Genomic DNA, 18,054 nt, shown 5'->3' on the forward strand with positions numbered 1-18,054 from the left:
TAATAAACTAATATTCATTAGGTGTGTCTCCATCCACCAGTCCAGCGTAACCCATGACGCCGAGTCGAGCCAGCCAGGGGCCCATCCGTTCTTCAAATATCAGGCGAATGCACCGGCAATTCTGCAATTCGTCCATCGTTTTGACGGATCCAAGTCTCGAATTGTCGCTCCCCTGCCTTTAACCGAATGACTCTTGCGCCTGTCGGGAATTTATCCTTACGTATGCCGTCTTCGTAACTAACATAACGCGTTGAACGACCATAACACAGACGTATGCCGTGCAGTGTGCCGCAGTAATCATTCGCATGATCATGACCAACGAACGTGCCCATGACATCACCCATTTCCAGCATAGCAGCAAAAAAGCCAGAGTTTATCCGCGGCGAACTAATCCCTTCATAGCAGTGGCCTTCGCACACTTTCGTGTTCCACACTTCTGCATACTCGGGCAGAGGAATATGGAAAAATGCCAGTGCAGGCAGAGGTGTTCCGCTATTTTGCTCGGCCAACTTCCCGGATTCGGACACATACCACTCGATCTGATCACGGCGAATCCAGTCATAGCCTCCAACCCCTTCCAGGGGGGATTAATCGCCGCTATCAAGGAAAAACAATGCAGCCGCCGGTTTCCCAGACAAATCTTCTACCGTCAGCACATAATTTCCCGCTCCGCTCATTCCCAGAGGATCTTCTTTTGCAACGCAATAGGGATGAAGCAGCTGCTCCTCATGCATTCTTTTGCGAGATATTCGTCCTTCCGAATCATGGTTGCCGAACACCGCCGCCCAGGGCACACGCTTTTCTTCCGCGACAGCGATCGCACTGCGTAATGACTGAAGCGGATCTTTACTTCTTGCACTTGCCGTCAAATCACCAGCAAAAACAACAAGATCCGGCTGCTCAAGCGAAATAATCCTCTCCATGGTCGCCTTCGTTATCGAATCAAGAAGTGGCGTCTCCGGGTCGTGATCCTCATCGTCAATAAACTCCATATCCGAAAACTGTACAATGACAAATGTTCCGTCATCGCGAAATTTCAGCTTTTTTTCCAATGTTATACACACCTCTTTCACAGAATCTTTCCAATCCCCTGAGCTAACTAAAATGGCAGCACAATCCCAAACACTAAATTTTATCGCTGATTTATAGATGTCGATGCTCGTCATTAAATCAACGATGGAGCCATCGAAGCAACACAAATACTGGTAAAATTGAAAGCGCATTCAAATATACCATGGAGAAAACCGGTATTGTGTTGGGTAATATGATTTTATATTTGGTTGTGTGTTTTCGTGTGGTTTTCTGTTGTTGTTAGGCTAGTTTATATTTGGAGTCTTTGATTGTCAATCCACTAAATATCACAGTTTTTTGTTTTTGTTTAACCCTTCTAGCTTGTAACGCTTGAAATATGCAACTATGCTATTAATACCCCGTTGTGAAGATAATTTTTTCTTTCTTCGTCCACGACATCCTACTTTACAAGGAACTCAAACTCCGTATATTTTTCTGCCCACTCCGTAAAGGATAAACTCTCATCCCAAGTTACATCACCGGTTGCCTTGGCACATCCCCAATCCATCACCCTTTGATGAAGCATATGAACTTTATATCTTGCAATGAAGTTTTCTTTGTGTTCACAATGATTGAAATACTCTCTGATAAAAAGCCTGGCAAGTTCTTCTTCCTCTTCATCTATGTACATGGTAACTATTCTAGGCAGATCAGCTACGCTATCGCCAAAATACCCTGTTGTAAAATCAAAGATTCCACTTAATATCCAGTCCTCAGCTGATCGCTGAACCAGTACATTGTCTGCCTTAAAATCACCCATTACAAATGTGGGCGAACTTAGAGCATTAAACGCTTCTTCACTCATCCATAATAATTTCTCTACCCATTCAATATCTTTACAAGTAATTACGGAATACTTCTTTGCATCTTCCAACCAATATTTTATCCGATCATAAAGCCAAGTTTTATAGGTGCCATTGAACGGTCTAATACATTGGGTCGTTGGATCAAATTCACCAAAGTGTTCAACCTTCCACTGATGTAACTCACATAAAGTGTTTGCTAACAGTTTAGCAATTTGCTTCTCTTCTTCTTTGTTAATTTTGTTTGTTAAGTTTTGATCGTTGATGTGCTTTCCAGGAAGTTTCGGCATAATGGCGTAGTTCCAACCAAATATATCATGGCGTTCATCTACTATGTATGGGGTAGCAACGGGTAGGCTTGTTAACTTGTTTAAGCTTTCCACATTAAATTTTTCCTCAAGAAATTGCCCTTCATATAAAGGGTTTCCTTTTAGCACATATTCTCCTAGATCCGAACTAACAAAGATCGTTTGCTTGCCTACACCATGAGAAGTTTCTCGAACCCCTATAAGGCTGCCTAAATTAAAACGATCTAGTACCGCCTGTACTTGCAGATTCGTTATTGCTCCAATTCCATTTGCAGAGAAAAATATTTTAGTGGTCATTAGCTAACTCCTAACTATCAGAATCTTTGTTATTGCTGATTACCTATAATGTCTCTTGTATATGCCCTATTAATTATTCCCTTAATAAAATCAGCCTTACCATCCGTATATCCCACTCTATCATGTTTATATTGTTCTGCGAGTTTCTTTTTAAGAGTATAATACTCATTCTTTATTTCAGGATTTTTCTTTAAAAAATCTCTAAATAATATGTTATCGTTCCAATTCTTCCCCTGATATTTATACACATGTAGATGATGCGTTCCTGCTCTCCACTGTCCTCTTCTAAAAAATAACCGCTCAGGAAATTCTGGTTTGTTGACATACTCATAACCGATGTCATATAAGTTTCTTATATAAGTTTCGTCAATTAATTCTAGACTGGAAACTCCGGCCATACTGTCAATTATTGGCTTCGAACCCAGCCCCGGAATCGAAGTACTCCCTATATGTTCGATAACTACTTGAAGATCACTTAAGGCATTAATTATTTTTATCTTTTCCTCTTCAAACTCACGGCTCCAATTTGGATTGTATTCATCTACAATGACTTCTTCCATTCTCTTCAACTCCAACTTTCTTGAATTTGTTACCCTGTTACAACTTTTCCTGATCAAGTATTTGTATTCACCAAATGACCCTGCCTTAGATAACTCTTATCTAAAACAGGGTCACTATCACCTGGATACACTAGAAGCTGATTTGTAATTTCTCCATTCACCGTCTTTAGCACACTAGCGCTTGTACGACAGGCTTAGCCAGTTCAAGGTTGTCGCATGAACTTAAACCCTGCTTAATTTTTCACTAGCCTCGTCCTCATTGGACAAGAAAAATATATCGTTTCCCTTATTGCTTTCATATATAAAATCCTTCAGGCTTTTACTTGTATAACTTGAGAAATCACCAATTATCGCAATTTTTGTTTGATAATTAATGAACTTTTGAAGGATTTCTCCAGCAAGAGGCGTTTTTAAGTCGAAAAAATCTTCACATATTGCTGATTTGTCTAACACGATTCGATTGCAGCCTACTTCATAACTAACAGTTGCCATTAAATCCAAGGCAGACTGGACATCGGTAATAAGCACTTCATTACTAGTAACAATGGCAATCTCTATTCCATTCTGTTCAATTTTTCTTATATTCATAGTTGTCCTCCGGTTGGTATCAATCTTCCTTCTAGTTCTTTGATAACCTTTACCCATTTCTCAAAATTTTCAGATTCCTCCCATAATTCTTTTAATTCGGATTCATCTAAGATTTTCCCTAACGCTTTTTGAGATGGCACTAATAGTTCTTTACCTTGGCCTTTATGGCGGTTAATCCAATTTTCAAGCTCTTCATCATATTCTTCATTACCTGGTCTATCTTGCAAGGCGGCAAGTATCTCTATTGCTCCTAGTGCAGTTTCTGCAGTAAATGATTCTATTTCACGATCATCAAGCACCATTTCAATTGCTTCAGTAATTAAACTTAAATCCTGTGTTTCTAAAAGTTCCTCTACCCAATCTAAAACAGTATCATTTTCAAGTATTCCATAACCCCAAGCTCCCATATCTCCTCATCCTTCCTTCACTAACCTCATCTCAATATTATTCCATTGACGTCCAGTTTTATCTTGATACACATTCTCCATATGATTCATCTTCTTAAAACCAATACTTTCATAACATCTTATCGCCGATTCATTAATATCAAATACGTTTAAATTTATTGCCTTTAATCCAAACTGTTTAAATCCAATCTCTACAATTTCTTTCAATGCCTTTCTTCCAATTCCTCTTCCCTGATTTTGCGTTTCGCCAATTAAGAATCTTCCAATCACAGCTTCTTCAAGTTCTTTACCACTTTCAATTATTGTTCATGTAAATTTATATTTTCGGGATTAAAATCTTTTAGTTTTATGAGCTCTTTCTTACCTCTATTTCCATGAGTTGTTTTTTGCTTGCCACTTTCATCGGTCTCTTTAATAATATAATCCCCGGTTAAAAGGTTATAATCTTGTTCATTGGCTTCTTCCTCAGTTGCGCTACCAGTAAAGTATTCGCCTGTCGTTGCTCCAATTAAATACCAATCATTAACTTGATATCTAAATCGATAGGTATTAAACCATCTCCAGTTACTTCCACCGTAATGACTAACAACCAATGATCCACGATCGATGGATATCGAATCAAATGGATCTCCCCAGACTCCCCCTTCGTCTGCCTTCAGTATGACACGGTCAGCTATAATGGAAAGCCTGTAGTTATTGTCTTTATCTCCGAATGCAATTAAGAGTGCTCTTTGTGGAGCCTCATCCGTTTGGGACTTAATTTCCTCTATTACAGCTGCAACATCATTAAATTCGTCCTTATTTAAATCTCCCTCAAATAATACTTGTTTCTCTTCTTTATTCAATATTTTCCATCCGGAAGGGATCAAGGAATAAATATCATTCGTTTTTTCGGGGATACCTTCTGTATCAGTAACTACAGGATTTGAATTTGAATTTGGATTGGGATTTGAATTACTAACATTTTTACAAGCAGAAATAGATAACAACAGACAAGTTGCCAATAGAATGTATGCTAGTTTCCTCAAGATGACCCCTCATTAATATAGTTTTATGTATCATACACCATTTGCTATTTGGAACAACTAGGTTGCTTCATAAATTCATGTTTCAAAATACTCATCATTATACGATCGACATATTGACCATTTTTATAGACTTCATCTCTTAGTATGCCATCCTTGTTGAAACCAGCCTTTTCATAAGTTCGGATAGCACCAGGATTATCAGCATCCACCGTCAAATACACTTTATGAAGGTTTAAACGCTTAAACGCAAAATCCAGTACAACACCTGTCACCTCTGTAGCATAACCTTTTCCCCATACCTTTTTGTCCCCAATCCAAATACCAAATTCAACGTGCTTGGACCAAGGGTGGATTTTAAACAACTGGGTACTGCCAATCGGAATGCCGTCCTCATTTATTATAGTAAAATAGACAGCCGATTGATCTGCTTGCGCGTACCTCCGTGTACGTTCTCTGACCACTTCAGGTGTTAAAGGCATTCCACTTCCTGAGGGTAACGTTTGGTTAACTACAGGATCGGACAGCCATTCATATCGCAGTTCCCAATCTTCCTCGACAACAGGCCTTAATGTTACTCGTTTTCCGTATAACATATTTTCCTCCGTGTACCTAATTAGTATTTATTTGTAGCCCACAATTATGGGGATCCCGTATGTATCATAATAATGTATTTTATCTAGCAAGTATTTATAATCGTTTGACAATTAGTTTTTGAATGTTAACCCTATTTCCTCCAAAGCCGTCCTTAGTTTAGGTAAAGATGCAGGGCCCATACCGTGGAATTGCAAAATCTCCTTTTCACTATATTTCGAGAGGGTTTGCAAAGTGGTTATCCCATTGTGTTCCAATGCTCGTCTTGCTGGTGCCGAGAGAAGTGAAAGAAATCCGTTATCGGGTTTGCTTTCTTGCTCACAGATCGGGCAGGTCGGACAATCACTGCTTTTATAAAATTTGTGACCTAAGCTGCAAGTTCTTAATTCTTTATTTGAAGTTGCCATTTTAATCAGTCACCTTCTTTTTAAATTAGGAGTCACCTTACTATGATTTATAATTTGCCTTCATTGTCTTTTTCAAATAAACTGCAGACTCATCATAACCAATGGACTTGTAAAATCCACTAGCTCTTCTTGTAGCGAGTGCAATAAGTTTTGAACCACGTTCTTGAGCTTTCTCTTCAATTAAATCCATCAAATTCTTTCCTATCTTCATTCCTCTAAATTCATGTAGAACTATCAACTCTTCCACCCAACTTATCACACCATTTGCATAAAAAGTTGAGTGGTGAAATGACAATGCATACCCTATTACTCTTGAATCCTTTTCTGCTATTACTAAGTCAGCATTTTCATCACTCAAGATTTCTGCATAAATCCTTGAAAAATCAACCTTATTAAGGGTATAACTTGTCGCCAGTTTCTTCGCTAAAACAAACAATTCCTCTTCATCTTGTATTTCAGCGCACCGGTAGTTAATATTCACAATTCATCTGCCCTCTCAAACAAATAGTATTTTGGGGATTCAAACTGATTTCTTCTCCCATATTGCAAATTCACCATAACCTAAATATTCACGCACCTCTAGAACTTTACTGCCCCGAATGATAATTTCCATCCCATTTTCAGAGTCCCATTCTGTGCCTCCACTCAGAATTGCACCAAATGTATTATCATTTCTATCGAAAGGATTTCGATAAAGATTAACTTCCCCTACGGACATGAATCCCAAAATGTCCCTACCGTAAGCTTCGGCCAATCCACTAGGGTAATCGACCGTATCACTAGTCATTTTAATGCTTTTCCATTCACATGCTTTCTTGCATATTTCATTAATGGTTTCAACCGGCAATTGATTCAATATATTATGAATATATAACTCTGCTTCCTCCAAACTCATGTCTTTAGTACTAAAGTGATATTCTACAATACATTGAAATAAAGGAAGCAACCCAAAACCAGATATACTGTTTTCATCTAAAGCATCTTCTATTCCAACATTTTTTAAATGAAACCTTTCAATCACAGCTGTTCCTCCTAAATAATTGTATCTTCGTTTAAAAAGCATATCCCCGTGACCAGTCGTGACTGCCATTAGGTGGTGGCAGGGTTGTCTGGCCTGAGCTTATTCCTCCGTCAAACCGAGGAGTGGCGCCAGACGAGCCAAAGGTGAAAACGTTGTTATGCGCAGTTACTATCTTGACCAAGAGTATTTTCAAAATCATTTTATAAATGTTCCTTTGACTCTCTTTGACACGAGCAGATATGGAATGAGAATTGCACTGATAATTAAGCTTCTATATATAACTTTTCGATACGGTGCATTAAATGTTTCAGCGATTTCTGGGGTAGCATAGTTAGCAAATAAATTACACAAGAAGTAATCCACTATAAGAAACAGACTATAAAACCCCAATAAACTAACCATTACCTTCTGGAATTCAACCTTCTTCTTAAAAAAGAAAATGATACTTGATATCAACAAATAAAATAGAGTAATTATGGAGACAACTTCAAATATTGCAACAAGAATCATAGCAGGATTCATTTGAAGATATAATCCAAGTGCTTTAACATTCGGTAAGATATCTCTTTTGAACTGTGCCAAAAAATAGATCGGTAAAAGCAAAAATAATACCGGTACTACAAACAAGCCCCCACCGATTTTCCGATATACCTTTTCTTCATTTAGTACTATTTCATTTTCCACTTCCTAATATCACCCCCGTGTCACCATTTTGTTACAGAAATTCCAATTCATACCTATAACTTTTTCTGCCACACCGCGAGCTCACGCCTGACGCGTGAATATGATGTTAAGTAATAAACAGACATTTTTTAATCATAAATTCTATTTGAGCACATTACTGATTAATTCTCTTACTTCTGGCAATCTTTTTTCTTCAAAATTCGGATGATCCTTAAACCACTTTATATTCAGTGGAGAAGGATGAGGTAATACTATGGCTGGCTTATCGTTAATAGAATTACTTGAAAAAACCAGTTCAACAAAATCTCTATCGGGATATAAAAATTTCGCAGCTTTCGCTCCAATTATTATATATAGTTTATTTTGCACCAAATCTAGTTCTTGTTTTAACCATTTTTTTGCACTAGCTAAAGGGGGTGGGTTATCTCCTCCTTTAGTGTTCTTACCAGGAAAACAATGCGATAGGGCCGTGATGTAAAAGTTATCTTCATTGTAAAAGACTTCGTCGGATATTTGATACCATTTGTATTTTAGCTTGGCTCCACTTGGATCATTAAAAGGTCTTTTTGTTATGTGGACATTGTTTGAAGGAGCCTGACTGATCTGCATAATTTTAGAATATTGATTTCCATGAATAATTGGAACAGGTGTAAATCCAAACTTATCTTTGCAGTCTTGACATAGCAGTATTTTTTCTTTTACTTCATTGAAATTCATTATTCTGCTCCTTACTCTCTATCTTTGTGTTACCTACACTGAATTCACTATTGAATCTCTGAACTTCTCAATAATTAAAAGCATCTAAATACCACCATATTACTTTATGATGTCCAATTAATTTATTTGAGATTACATCTATACTTGTAATTGTAGTATCGAAAAAATATGTACTCTCTCGTTGATATAAATGATATGTTCCGTCTAGAGGGATCTGGTCCTTAAATTTATAAAGTGCGACTACATACCGATCTTCTACACTTTGATTATCTATTATATTATTCTTGTGAGCTCTACTAAGATCTAGTTCCATTTCTGAGATACGATCATATTCCTTTATTGTAGAAATACTATTACCTATTTGTTTGAACACATGGGGATTATGTTCTTGAGGATACATTGCAATTGAAAGAAACATTGTTAGAAATATGGCTAACATCCATGTGATTATCCTTATAGGTTTCTTTAATGAATTTGATTTAGCCATTACAATAAAAATAATCGTAGAATTTATGATAAATATAGCTGGTAATGCAACTATTCTCTCAAGTCCAGTGTATGGAAATAAATATACCAGTACACACAAAAGTAAAATAGTAGGAATCATCGCAAAAAAATAATAGATGAATTTCTTTAAAATTACTTTCGAAACATACGTAATAGACTTTTTATAAAGTACATGTCTCATAAACACAACCTACTTCCTGAATTGAAAGCCCTTTTGTAACTGCTTGCCGCACTCCCTTCAGATTAATGTTATGACACCATCCCTATTTATGTATGGTTAATAATCGAAGGCATATGCCCGATGCGTGAACATTATGTTAGGTTGTGTTGGTGGCTAATTTTTATAACTCGGGATATGCTCTTGATGCCTCTATCAATTTATCTTCTTCATCGAAAACCATTAATACTCTGTCAATATCACTTACTACATAGCTTCTAACTACTATAAGCTGTTGCATATGTAAACCAGGTGGATCTATGTTTGGTCTGGACAAGTTATTTAACAGTCTTTCTGGTGTATATAAAACACTCCATCTTTTCGAACCATCCGTGAAATGCATCGTGATTTCTATCCAATTCCATTCATCTAGATTATCAGTTTCAACTTCATCATCGAACTGCCAACTTAAAAGCCTTGGTCTTGAAATTGGATCTTCCCCCATTTTTCTACCTCTCTTTGTGATCAAGTAATTAGATTTATCCTTGTTATATCTTCGAACTTTAGAGGCTTATGTTTTTATCATCATTTAATCCTTAGGCTAAATCTCTTTGTAATAGATTACCGTGTCATCTAGATCCCCGGTTGAAGATCTCGAATACCTCGGCATTCGACCAACTTCTATATAGTCCATTGATTTGTAGAGTTTATTAGAAGAATCTCCAGCTCTTGTATCTAAAACAAGTAAAGATATCCCTTTGACTAATGCATTATGTTCAAGATGCTTCATAAGTAAATATGCAATTCCTTTTCTTCTATAGCCAGGGTGCACCATTAACTTAGCTACCTCTGCCCTGTGAGAGGCATTTGGCTTCATCGCCAATTGTAACTGCACCGTTCCTACAACGAGCCCATTATTTTGCGCAATCCAAAGTGTTACCCCTGGTTGTAAAACATCTTTCCAGTATTGAGTTGCTTCCTCTTTACTAAGAGGCGATAAAAAACCAACTGAGGCACCATCATCTACTACACTGATCAATAATTCAGTTAATTTTTCAAGCATTATAGACTCGATTAAATCTATCTCATGAATAGTTATCGCATCACTCATAGTCTCATCCCTTCATTTTTGAATTGCATCTATCATCAAACGATTTTATATTCAAGATGTCCCACCGACTTAAGGCTCAACCTGAAGCCAGCTGCGGTGCGGTTAATCGTTGCGAAGGTGTCCGGCTGACTTCACTTCTCTGTTTACTGAAACGCCTCATCCGATTATTGTTCTTTTACTTCTACGATGATTTCACCTTCATCTGAAGGAACTTCAAAACCTTCTAGGAATGAAGATAATATTTCTTCTGTTATTGTAAAATGCAGCATTTGCATCAAATCGCTGGCTCCGAATGCGAAGTCGTTTACGTAAATCATTCGGAGGAACTTTCAAATGAATCAGTCTCCACTCTCCTCCTCCATCTTCAATAAGCTTCTTATATTCATTTCGTCTCGTCCGCTGCCAAAAACTGAAATCAACAACCACATTGCGCTTTTCGTTCAAAAGATTTACTAGGGCCTGTATGCAAACTGTGACCCTATAATTTGGGTAATTAATAAGTATGATGAGACGATATGAAATACGNGCAAGCTCATTCAAGGCTTTTTTAACGCTGGCATCAATTATGGTCTGGCTCGCTTAGGTTTGCATACACGCCCTAGTTCATTTCGCAATTTCAACTCGGCTTCAACTTTAAGTTGCTCATATATTTCAATAGGATAATCAATTCCATAACGACCATTTGTAGTCCATATTTCTTCATCAATGGAGAGTCGTACGAAGCCTAACCTCTCTAGCCGTTGAGCAAATGTTGTTTTTCCTGATCCAGCCACACCACACATCCAACTAATGGCACGGAAAAATTTGCTTGATAGATAAAATCGTCTTTTTCAAGATTTTTATCATCCAAATTCCCCTTCGTAAAAATTATATGAAGCATAGAAGATTATTCTTTATTATCCCATTGAGGATTCCATACTACTTCCCACAAATGTCCATCTGGATCTTGAAAATAACCCGAATAGCCACCCCAAAATGTGCTGTGGGCCGATACTGTGATTGTCGCGCCAGCTTTCTTAGCTTGTTCCATTACTGAATCAACTTCTTCTTTGCTTCCCACATTATGACCAATCGTGAATTCAGTAGGACTAGTCACGGTTTGATTAAGTTTAGTATCAAACGCAATATCTCTACGTTTCCAAATCGCCATACTTAATCCTTCCTGTAAATCGAAGAACGCAACAGCACCATGTTCAAATTCTGTACCAACGATGCCTTCCGTCGGAAAACCAAGTCCATCTCGATAAAACTTCAATGCCCTTTCTAAATCATCTACACCCAAAGTTATTACAGTAATTCTCGGCTTCATAAATTACCTCCGACTCTTTATAATTGAGTTTCTAATTCAAGAATACTAAGCTAAACTATTTCTCTTCTTCCAGTTTTCAATTTGCTTTTTAAACTCCAATGAACTAAATACACATTCTAATTTCTCTATCTGACTAACATCTATTTCATCTGATTTCATTGCACTAATTACTCTGCTTTCTAAAGCAAGATAATGTTCTTCTTTATAAATATTAATTAGTTGATCAAGCATCTCATCAGACCAAGATAATTTATAAAAATGAAACCAAACGATATGCTCCTTTACACTAGAAGCAATATTGATTTTGTCCTTATGTTCAGTAATTACTTCAATTGTTTTTTCATTCAATAAGCTATGTAATTCATGTTGATCGCTTATGTCCAATATTTTAATTAGTTTTTCTATCTCTTTATAATCCTGTTGAATTGCTGCATTATCAATCATTTTAATTACCGAACTAATGTCTGACATTCAGGTTCACCTTCAATTCCGCCTAGGGTTATGTTCGCAGAGTTGCTCGCCTGATCAACTTCCTCGTAAATCTCGAGCCGAACAAATTACCGTCAGATTAGATGCTTTATACCCTGTTATATGATGTATCGGCCTTCTTCGAATATAACAAAGAGCCATTCTTAAAATTCATCCTTTATTTCATTAATTTGTTTAATATGTCTTTGTTCATGCAAGTACAGTGATCTAACCCATTCAATTAATAACATCTCTTTAAAAACGGGGTGTATAAAATGTCTTCTACTCAGAATTGATGGGTCTTCTACTGTGTTTAAAATTCCGTATAACTTCTCTCTTGAGTTGTTTAGTTTCTCAATGATTTCTTGATATTCTAAGTTCTCATCAGTTGGTTTAGCAATGTCTGGCGCTTCCAATTTTTTACTTCTATCTAGTAAAAATCCTAATGATTTATTCTCTATGAATGAATCTTCCTTGCTCTTTAATCCTTTCTTTATTGCTACGACATATAATTCTTCTGTCTTAATTAAGTGTTGACACACCTGGCTAATACTCCAACTTTGTGGGTCTTTTCGTTTGTTTAATTGGTCTCCACTTAATCCATTAATAATTCCTAGTAATTCATCTCTTGTTTCTTTTAATTTTCGATTAATTTCTTGAAGTTTCATGGAAAACTCCCTTTCATTAATTTATCGTGGATATTCCCCAAAACATTCCAGTACGTATACATTTCACTTCGTTCATTACATTCTTACTGCCTCGAATTAAAAAATATCCCCTTTTCTTAGCTGGAAAGTGCGTAGAAAAAGGGAATGTAGTTGCGTAAAAAAAGCTTATTGTATTTGTATTCGTTGATAAGTCGAACATATGTTACCGCTTATAGTCAGGCTGTTCCAAAGTAATCGGATTAGGATTGCTGAGTACCGAATGTACTGCCAGTTCGCACAGTCTCGAAGGTTCATCATTACCATTTCCGTTGTGAAGTTCTTTGGCTAATGCTGCTGCCTCCTGAAGTGAAGCAGGACTTAATGGTGTACCCAAGCTTAAGTGATGTATCAAACTTTTGAGCATTTTACGATATTGATTATCCCAGTTGATACCGCCATTATCTAAAATTTCGTATGACACTTTACCGGTAATTCGGATAACCTCACCCTGTACAGTTTTGGCATGACCTTTTGAAGGGATTAGTAAAGTCCAGAGTTCTTGATGCTGCGCCTGCCATCCCTTTGCTGATACTGTTATTGAAGAAGCGCCATCATGCGTCTTTCGCTTCTCTACCGGGTGAACATCAAATAGCTCATATAAACGTAAAAGTGCTTCATCGGTTTGCTTCAAATATTCTTTATTAAAACCTTCTCTGTGAAACTCAAAGTCATCTCCGATTCGCTTAATAGAATCTTTCATTTCCGGCGTTACAGCGGTGCCAGCGCTAAGCATGATATCGGCAACTTCCGCCATATTGACAATATCAGCGTTTCTGCACATTGCCAAAGCTTTTTCTAATGGAGTCTGTCTCATTTTATTTTTTGCGCTGATATTTGCGCCTCTAGTCACCAACGCGTGAACCGCTTTTGGTTTAAATGAACCTGCTGCAGCAAATAAAGGTGTCTCGTTTTAATAATCAACGGCTTCTATATCTGCACCCAAATCAAACAGCAACTCCGTATTCCCACACCAGCTCATTGCATGTTTGTGCAGAGGCGTTGCGCCGTAATTGTCTCTTGCATTTACATCAGCACCCTGTTCTACGAGCCAGTGAACCAATTCATCAGGTACTTGGTAAAAGCTCAAAGCTGTTGATTTACTGTAACCGCCGCGGGCATCCAATTCGCATTGGGTAAACACCTCTTTTAATGCAGATAGGTCTCCTGCTTCAATGAGCTCATCAAAATTTTTCGGTAAGGTTTTTCTTTTCTTGCCCATATGTACTTTCTCTCCTTACGTCAGAGTTAATAAATTTCCCATCACCATATAAACTCTATATTTTACCATCTTATTAATTTTTGTTGTTTCTTACAAGGTTCTTCGGGCCCCACCGATAATAAAAAAAGCCCCACACAAGCTTGAACTCGTGTGAAGCCTCTCATTTACTTCATGTTTCCTACGACTTTCACTCTCAGTCTTGTCGCATTTCCCGGATGATAAGCCAGCGGAGTTTCTTCCACTTCCACCAGCTCAACCGTCGCCGGATCAGCGCCGGCCAGTACCGCCTGCTTCACGGCTTTTTCGCGAGCATCTTTTAATGATTCCTCACGGGGTTCTGTAGAATAGATGTAAATTTGCTCATATTGTCCGCTGATTTGGGCAATACACGCCCCAATGGCGTTAGCCACGCCCCCGTTCTCAGGCTTAATCATATGGGATACCCCGCGAATGGTGTCCGGGATCACGACACTGCCTCCGCCTACCAACACAAGCTCAACATCGCCTGAAGATGTCTTCATTTTATCAATGGCCTGCTCAACGATGGATGCAATCTCGGCCTGCACCTGTTTAGCGAAGCTTTCATCCAGATGCGCCACCAGGCTTTGATCCCCGACATCCGCAAGACCCAGTCGAACGGCAATGTCCGTTGTCGTGAGCGTATTGCCGCCAAAAACTAGCGCCTCTTCTCGGATCCTGTACCCTACGCTGTCCGGGCCAACCGTAATTTTACCGTTCTCCGAGAGCACGATGCTTCCGCCGCCCAGTCCCACGGAGATAATATCCGGCATGCGGAAATTCGTGCGGATATCACCAACCTCAACTGCAACCGAAGATTCCCTCGGAAAGCCGTCCTGCAACACACCGATGTCCGATGTCGTGCCGCCCACGTCGAGAACCATCGTATCTTTGATCTTCGCCAAATAAGAAGCACCGCGAATACTGTTTGTCGGCCCGCATGCAATGGTCAATATCGGAAACTGTTTAGCATAATCAATCGACATTAAGGTACCATCATTTTGGCATAAAAACACTGCTGCATCCGAGATACCTTCTTCTTCTAACGCCTGCACAAACCCCTCGGTTGTCGTTTCAATAACCTTGCACAAAGCCGCGTTGAGGATGGTCGCATTTTCTCGTTCGATTAAACCGACCGAACCAATCAATGAAGAACAGGAAACAGGAAATTCCGGTCCGTATATTTGATGGATGAGATCGCGAACTTGGAACTCCTGGTCATTTTTAAGGGATGAAAATACGCCGATGACCGCGATGGATTCAATACTCCCGCGCCACTCCTCCAGAAGAGCTGTAATTTCGGCTTCATCGACTTCTCCAAGCAGTTGGCCATCGTATTCGTATCCGCCCTGTACGAGAGCATATTTACCCGACAGTTTCTGAATCATATCCTCAGGCCAGGAGGTGTACGGCGTAACGGAAGCCGTTGCCGGGTAACCCAGACGAATGACGCCGACTTGAGCCAGCTTTTTGCGTTCTACAATGGCATTCGTGCATTGTGTTGTGCCTAACATCGCATGTGTAATTTGATTTTTATCAATATTCGCCCCCTGCAGCAGCTGCCGGAGCGAGGTTTCAATCCCTGTGCGAATATCCAGGCTTGTCGGTGATTTCACCGCATGGATCAGCTGATGATCCTCGTCCAAAATGATGGCATCCGTGTTGGTGCCGCCTACATCGATCCCAATTCTAAACATTCTCGGTCACCGCCTTTTTCACCAGTTCCTCAATGGGAACATAATCGTAATCATATCCAAAGTACTTTGGCCCTGCCGTCTGGATTCCTTTTTCCGTTCTCCACTTTTCATGAGCGGGCAGCCCGATCACCCGGACGCGTTTTCCGTATTTCAGACTTTCCGTGGTCACAGGTAACAAGGTTTCGTAATCGACCAGACAGATCAAATCCGGGGTCATCGCCGCCACTTGACCGTTCAGCTCAGCAACCAGGTTTTCATTTTGAAAGTGAACCTTCATCTCCCCGGCTTTAAACACCTCGATACCTTCAAGATGCATGCGGCCAAGATTAAATCCGCCCTTGGTTTCACGGATGACATCCACGATTTTACCTTGAAACAGTTCATAGCCGGACACCAGTTTCAGCAGTTCCTGAAGCTTATCCTTGGCATCCCGGTTCTTCGAGGTAATGATTTCTCCAATCTGCTGGGAGAGGGTCACAATATGATGAACGCCGCTTCTCTTAATTTGTGCACCCGTTGCCGGATACAGGCTGACTAAAGCACTGGCGCCCATTTCGACCGTAGCCACCCTGGCGAGCCGTTCCGTCCATTTGTTGTCAATGGTCTCAAAGATGCCGATGTTCCCTTTCTCATCCGTAATCGCCATCGGTGTCGCAGGAATGCCATCCAGGTTAAACGTCACCATCTGAAGTTCCGGGAACGCCCGTCCCATACCGTCGCAGTCGATCAGAGGCAATCCCAGCTGCGCCGCAACGACGATGGGAATCATGGAATTGACGCCCCCCGCTTCCATCGGAAACGTGCCGGCGATCTTGTCTTTTCCTAAGTAATTCGCTAACTTTTGAAAAACCTTTACGAATTCGTCTCCGCGAGGGAATTTCTCCACTAATACAGAAGGTGCTCCCATCATCGCAGCTGGAATGAAAAAGTCCTCATCCCCAATTTCGTCGACAGAATATAGTTTGACAGGTCCAAACTTCTTAATGGCCGAGAGTGCCATCAATTTTCCGATATAAGGGTCTCCCCCTCCGCCGGTTCCCAGAAATGCTGCACCGACGGCAATATGTTCAACAGCTGCTTGATCTAAATATCTCATTTACGATTCCTCCAATATAACAGTCTTCTGAGCCGATAAACGATAGCCGATATAATATACGACAAAAGAAATGACGATCCCGGTTAACGGCTGATTCGGTACCTGCGGCAAGCTCGGGAAGAAGGACAACACGACAGGAGTGCAGGCAATGACCGCGCCCACAAGCCAGGAGACGACGCCCAGGATGTTCACGCCCTCAACCTCTTGCCAGCGTCTCTTATCCCCTTTGCCAAGCACCCAGTACGAAGCGATCATCACGCCTGCCACCGGTGGAATCATGGCCGACAGGATGGACATGATCGGCGTAAAATAGTTAAGTATGCCGACGACAGCCAATACGGTCCCAATGGTTCCGGCAATGCCGACAGCCCACTTTTCTTTCTCCTTCGAAACGTTGAACACGTTAATTAAGGCAAAACCGCCTGAAATCACATTCACAAGATTCGTCTTCCAGGTAGCCAGGATCAAAATCACACCGCCAATAAACGGTGTCATGATGCTCAAAAAGGTTGCTGTGATATCGCTGGCTTGGTAAGCAATCGTCAGGACAGCTCCTGCACCGATCATCAGCAGACCTGCCGGAATTATTCCAAAAAGAGCGGCTTTCAGCACATCGGACCGTTTTCTCGAAAATTGCGAATAGTCTCCCGCGATGACCGCACCCAGTGCAAATGAGCCCAAGGTTACCGCCAGACCATCGGTAAAGTTCATAGCGGCCGCAGGCTTATAATTTTTGATGATCTGCAGAGAGTCCCCAGTCAAAGCTTCGATCAAACCGTACACACTGATTCCGATCAATAAAGGAACGGCAATATAACTGATCACCCGCAGTACTTTAACGCCATACATGGCCGAAACCACCATCACGAGACCACAGATGAGAGATGCCAGCGGCACCGGAAGGTGTATGCCGATCTCGGCTAGCAGGTTTGCCAAAGCCGCGCCGCACACATTCGCCTGGATCCCGAACCATCCAAGACACGCAATAGCGAGAATAATCGACAGAATCGTCCGGGACCCTGTTTTGCCGAACACCTGACCTGCGACCTGAACGGTCGGCTTTCCTAAATCCGTGCTTTGAATCCCCTGCAAAATCATGAGCACAACAATGATGGCGTAGCCTGCCAAAGTGACGAGCAATGCCTCAGATAATCCCATGCCTGCAACAAGCGCATTCCCTACCAACAAACTCGGGATGCTAATGACCGCGCCAGCCCAGATGATTCCGAGACTGAACCAGGATTGATTTTCTTTAACGGTTTTCATATGATCCCTCCTCAGCT

Annotated in this window: 27 protein-coding genes and 1 pseudogene; all 28 read right to left on the reverse strand. The window is 40.2% G+C overall.

What is annotated here, in order from left to right:
* Positions 1–92: 92 nt before the first annotated feature.
* A complete protein-coding gene (locus tag AM231_RS30355) occupies positions 93–527 on the reverse strand; it encodes a metallophosphoesterase family protein (RefSeq protein WP_341271612.1) in 435 nt (144 codons plus the stop codon).
* A 60-nt stretch (positions 528–587) separates the two neighbouring features.
* On the reverse strand, positions 588–1,052 hold the full coding sequence (locus tag AM231_RS30360; RefSeq protein ID WP_341271613.1) for a metallophosphoesterase: 465 nt from the start codon (positions 1,050–1,052) through the stop codon (positions 588–590).
* Between the two features lie 419 nt (positions 1,053–1,471).
* A complete protein-coding gene (locus AM231_RS14845; protein ID WP_054403227.1) occupies positions 1,472–2,479 on the reverse strand; it encodes a phosphotransferase family protein in 1,008 nt (335 codons plus the stop codon).
* 29 nt (positions 2,480–2,508) lie between these two features.
* Positions 2,509–3,039 (reverse strand): GrpB family protein, encoded by a 531-nt coding sequence (locus AM231_RS14850; RefSeq protein ID WP_054403228.1) that lies wholly within the window; start codon positions 3,037–3,039, stop codon positions 2,509–2,511.
* 222 nt (positions 3,040–3,261) lie between these two features.
* Positions 3,262–3,627: a DUF4180 domain-containing protein gene (locus tag AM231_RS14855; RefSeq protein WP_054403229.1), complete on the reverse strand. Its 366-nt coding sequence runs from the start codon at positions 3,625–3,627 to the stop codon at positions 3,262–3,264.
* A complete protein-coding gene (locus tag AM231_RS14860) occupies positions 3,624–4,034 on the reverse strand; it encodes a DUF4259 domain-containing protein (RefSeq protein WP_054403230.1) in 411 nt (136 codons plus the stop codon). The genes AM231_RS14855 and AM231_RS14860 overlap by 4 nt, the downstream gene beginning before the upstream one ends.
* A gap of 6 nt (positions 4,035–4,040) precedes the next feature.
* Positions 4,041–4,304, reverse strand: a complete 264-nt coding sequence (locus AM231_RS14865) for a GNAT family N-acetyltransferase (RefSeq protein ID WP_165593406.1) — start codon at positions 4,302–4,304, stop codon at positions 4,041–4,043.
* Between the two features lie 29 nt (positions 4,305–4,333).
* On the reverse strand, positions 4,334–5,062 hold the full coding sequence (locus AM231_RS14870) for a hypothetical protein (protein WP_054403232.1): 729 nt from the start codon (positions 5,060–5,062) through the stop codon (positions 4,334–4,336).
* 44 nt (positions 5,063–5,106) lie between these two features.
* Complete coding sequence (locus tag AM231_RS14875; protein WP_053492328.1) at positions 5,107–5,655, reverse strand: GNAT family N-acetyltransferase; 549 nt, start codon at positions 5,653–5,655, stop codon at positions 5,107–5,109.
* A gap of 111 nt (positions 5,656–5,766) precedes the next feature.
* Positions 5,767–6,060 (reverse strand): RNA polymerase alpha subunit C-terminal domain-containing protein, encoded by a 294-nt coding sequence (locus tag AM231_RS28210; RefSeq protein ID WP_082341647.1) that lies wholly within the window; start codon positions 6,058–6,060, stop codon positions 5,767–5,769.
* 40 nt (positions 6,061–6,100) lie between these two features.
* Complete coding sequence (locus tag AM231_RS14880; RefSeq protein ID WP_207383574.1) at positions 6,101–6,541, reverse strand: GNAT family N-acetyltransferase; 441 nt, start codon at positions 6,539–6,541, stop codon at positions 6,101–6,103.
* A 39-nt stretch (positions 6,542–6,580) separates the two neighbouring features.
* Complete coding sequence (locus AM231_RS14885; RefSeq protein WP_053492327.1) at positions 6,581–7,081, reverse strand: DUF6985 domain-containing protein; 501 nt, start codon at positions 7,079–7,081, stop codon at positions 6,581–6,583.
* Positions 7,082–7,276: 195 nt separating this feature from the next.
* Positions 7,277–7,765, reverse strand: coding sequence for a DUF2569 family protein (locus AM231_RS14890; RefSeq protein ID WP_054403233.1), 489 nt, complete (start codon positions 7,763–7,765; stop codon positions 7,277–7,279).
* Between the two features lie 141 nt (positions 7,766–7,906).
* Positions 7,907–8,482 carry a uracil-DNA glycosylase family protein gene (locus tag AM231_RS14895; protein ID WP_054403234.1) on the reverse strand — a complete coding sequence of 192 codons (576 nt, stop codon included), beginning with the start codon at positions 8,480–8,482 and terminating at the stop codon, positions 7,907–7,909.
* A gap of 67 nt (positions 8,483–8,549) precedes the next feature.
* Positions 8,550–9,170, reverse strand: coding sequence for a hypothetical protein (locus AM231_RS14900; RefSeq protein ID WP_054403235.1), 621 nt, complete (start codon positions 9,168–9,170; stop codon positions 8,550–8,552).
* Between the two features lie 160 nt (positions 9,171–9,330).
* Positions 9,331–9,651 (reverse strand): hypothetical protein, encoded by a 321-nt coding sequence (locus tag AM231_RS14905; RefSeq protein WP_053492324.1) that lies wholly within the window; start codon positions 9,649–9,651, stop codon positions 9,331–9,333.
* A gap of 96 nt (positions 9,652–9,747) precedes the next feature.
* Positions 9,748–10,257 (reverse strand): GNAT family N-acetyltransferase, encoded by a 510-nt coding sequence (locus AM231_RS14910; protein ID WP_053492323.1) that lies wholly within the window; start codon positions 10,255–10,257, stop codon positions 9,748–9,750.
* Positions 10,258–10,421: 164 nt separating this feature from the next.
* Positions 10,422–10,574: a hypothetical protein gene (locus AM231_RS29985; protein ID WP_242615161.1), complete on the reverse strand. Its 153-nt coding sequence runs from the start codon at positions 10,572–10,574 to the stop codon at positions 10,422–10,424.
* A 22-nt stretch (positions 10,575–10,596) separates the two neighbouring features.
* A pseudogene (locus tag AM231_RS30365) lies at positions 10,597–10,683 on the reverse strand (AAA family ATPase); the annotation flags it as partial.
* A 137-nt stretch (positions 10,684–10,820) separates the two neighbouring features.
* A complete protein-coding gene (locus tag AM231_RS28220) occupies positions 10,821–11,039 on the reverse strand; it encodes a P-loop nucleotide/nucleoside kinase family protein (RefSeq protein ID WP_082341648.1) in 219 nt (72 codons plus the stop codon).
* Positions 11,040–11,143: 104 nt separating this feature from the next.
* A complete protein-coding gene (locus AM231_RS14915) occupies positions 11,144–11,566 on the reverse strand; it encodes a VOC family protein (protein WP_054403236.1) in 423 nt (140 codons plus the stop codon).
* 45 nt (positions 11,567–11,611) lie between these two features.
* On the reverse strand, positions 11,612–12,037 hold the full coding sequence (locus tag AM231_RS14920; RefSeq protein ID WP_054403237.1) for a hypothetical protein: 426 nt from the start codon (positions 12,035–12,037) through the stop codon (positions 11,612–11,614).
* A 161-nt stretch (positions 12,038–12,198) separates the two neighbouring features.
* Positions 12,199–12,702, reverse strand: coding sequence for a DinB family protein (locus AM231_RS14925; protein WP_054403238.1), 504 nt, complete (start codon positions 12,700–12,702; stop codon positions 12,199–12,201).
* Between the two features lie 202 nt (positions 12,703–12,904).
* The gene (locus tag AM231_RS14930; protein ID WP_242615162.1) at positions 12,905–13,591 is read right to left on the reverse strand and encodes a hypothetical protein; all 687 of its coding nucleotides are present in this window, start codon (positions 13,589–13,591) and stop codon (positions 12,905–12,907) included.
* Between the two features lie 60 nt (positions 13,592–13,651).
* Positions 13,652–13,960, reverse strand: coding sequence for an ankyrin repeat domain-containing protein (locus tag AM231_RS29990; protein WP_242615163.1), 309 nt, complete (start codon positions 13,958–13,960; stop codon positions 13,652–13,654).
* Between the two features lie 164 nt (positions 13,961–14,124).
* On the reverse strand, positions 14,125–15,675 hold the full coding sequence (locus AM231_RS14935; protein WP_054403239.1) for a hydantoinase/oxoprolinase N-terminal domain-containing protein: 1,551 nt from the start codon (positions 15,673–15,675) through the stop codon (positions 14,125–14,127).
* On the reverse strand, positions 15,668–16,771 hold the full coding sequence (locus AM231_RS14940) for a DUF917 domain-containing protein (RefSeq protein WP_054403240.1): 1,104 nt from the start codon (positions 16,769–16,771) through the stop codon (positions 15,668–15,670). The genes AM231_RS14935 and AM231_RS14940 overlap by 8 nt, the downstream gene beginning before the upstream one ends.
* Complete coding sequence (locus AM231_RS14945) at positions 16,772–18,037, reverse strand: cytosine permease (protein WP_054403241.1); 1,266 nt, start codon at positions 18,035–18,037, stop codon at positions 16,772–16,774. It lies immediately after the preceding gene.
* Positions 18,038–18,054: the final 17 nt, after the last annotated feature.

Origin of the sequence: Paenibacillus solani, assembly GCF_001277345.1 — a bacterium.
GTDB lineage: Bacteria > Bacillota > Bacilli > Paenibacillales > Paenibacillaceae > Paenibacillus_AQ > Paenibacillus_AQ solani.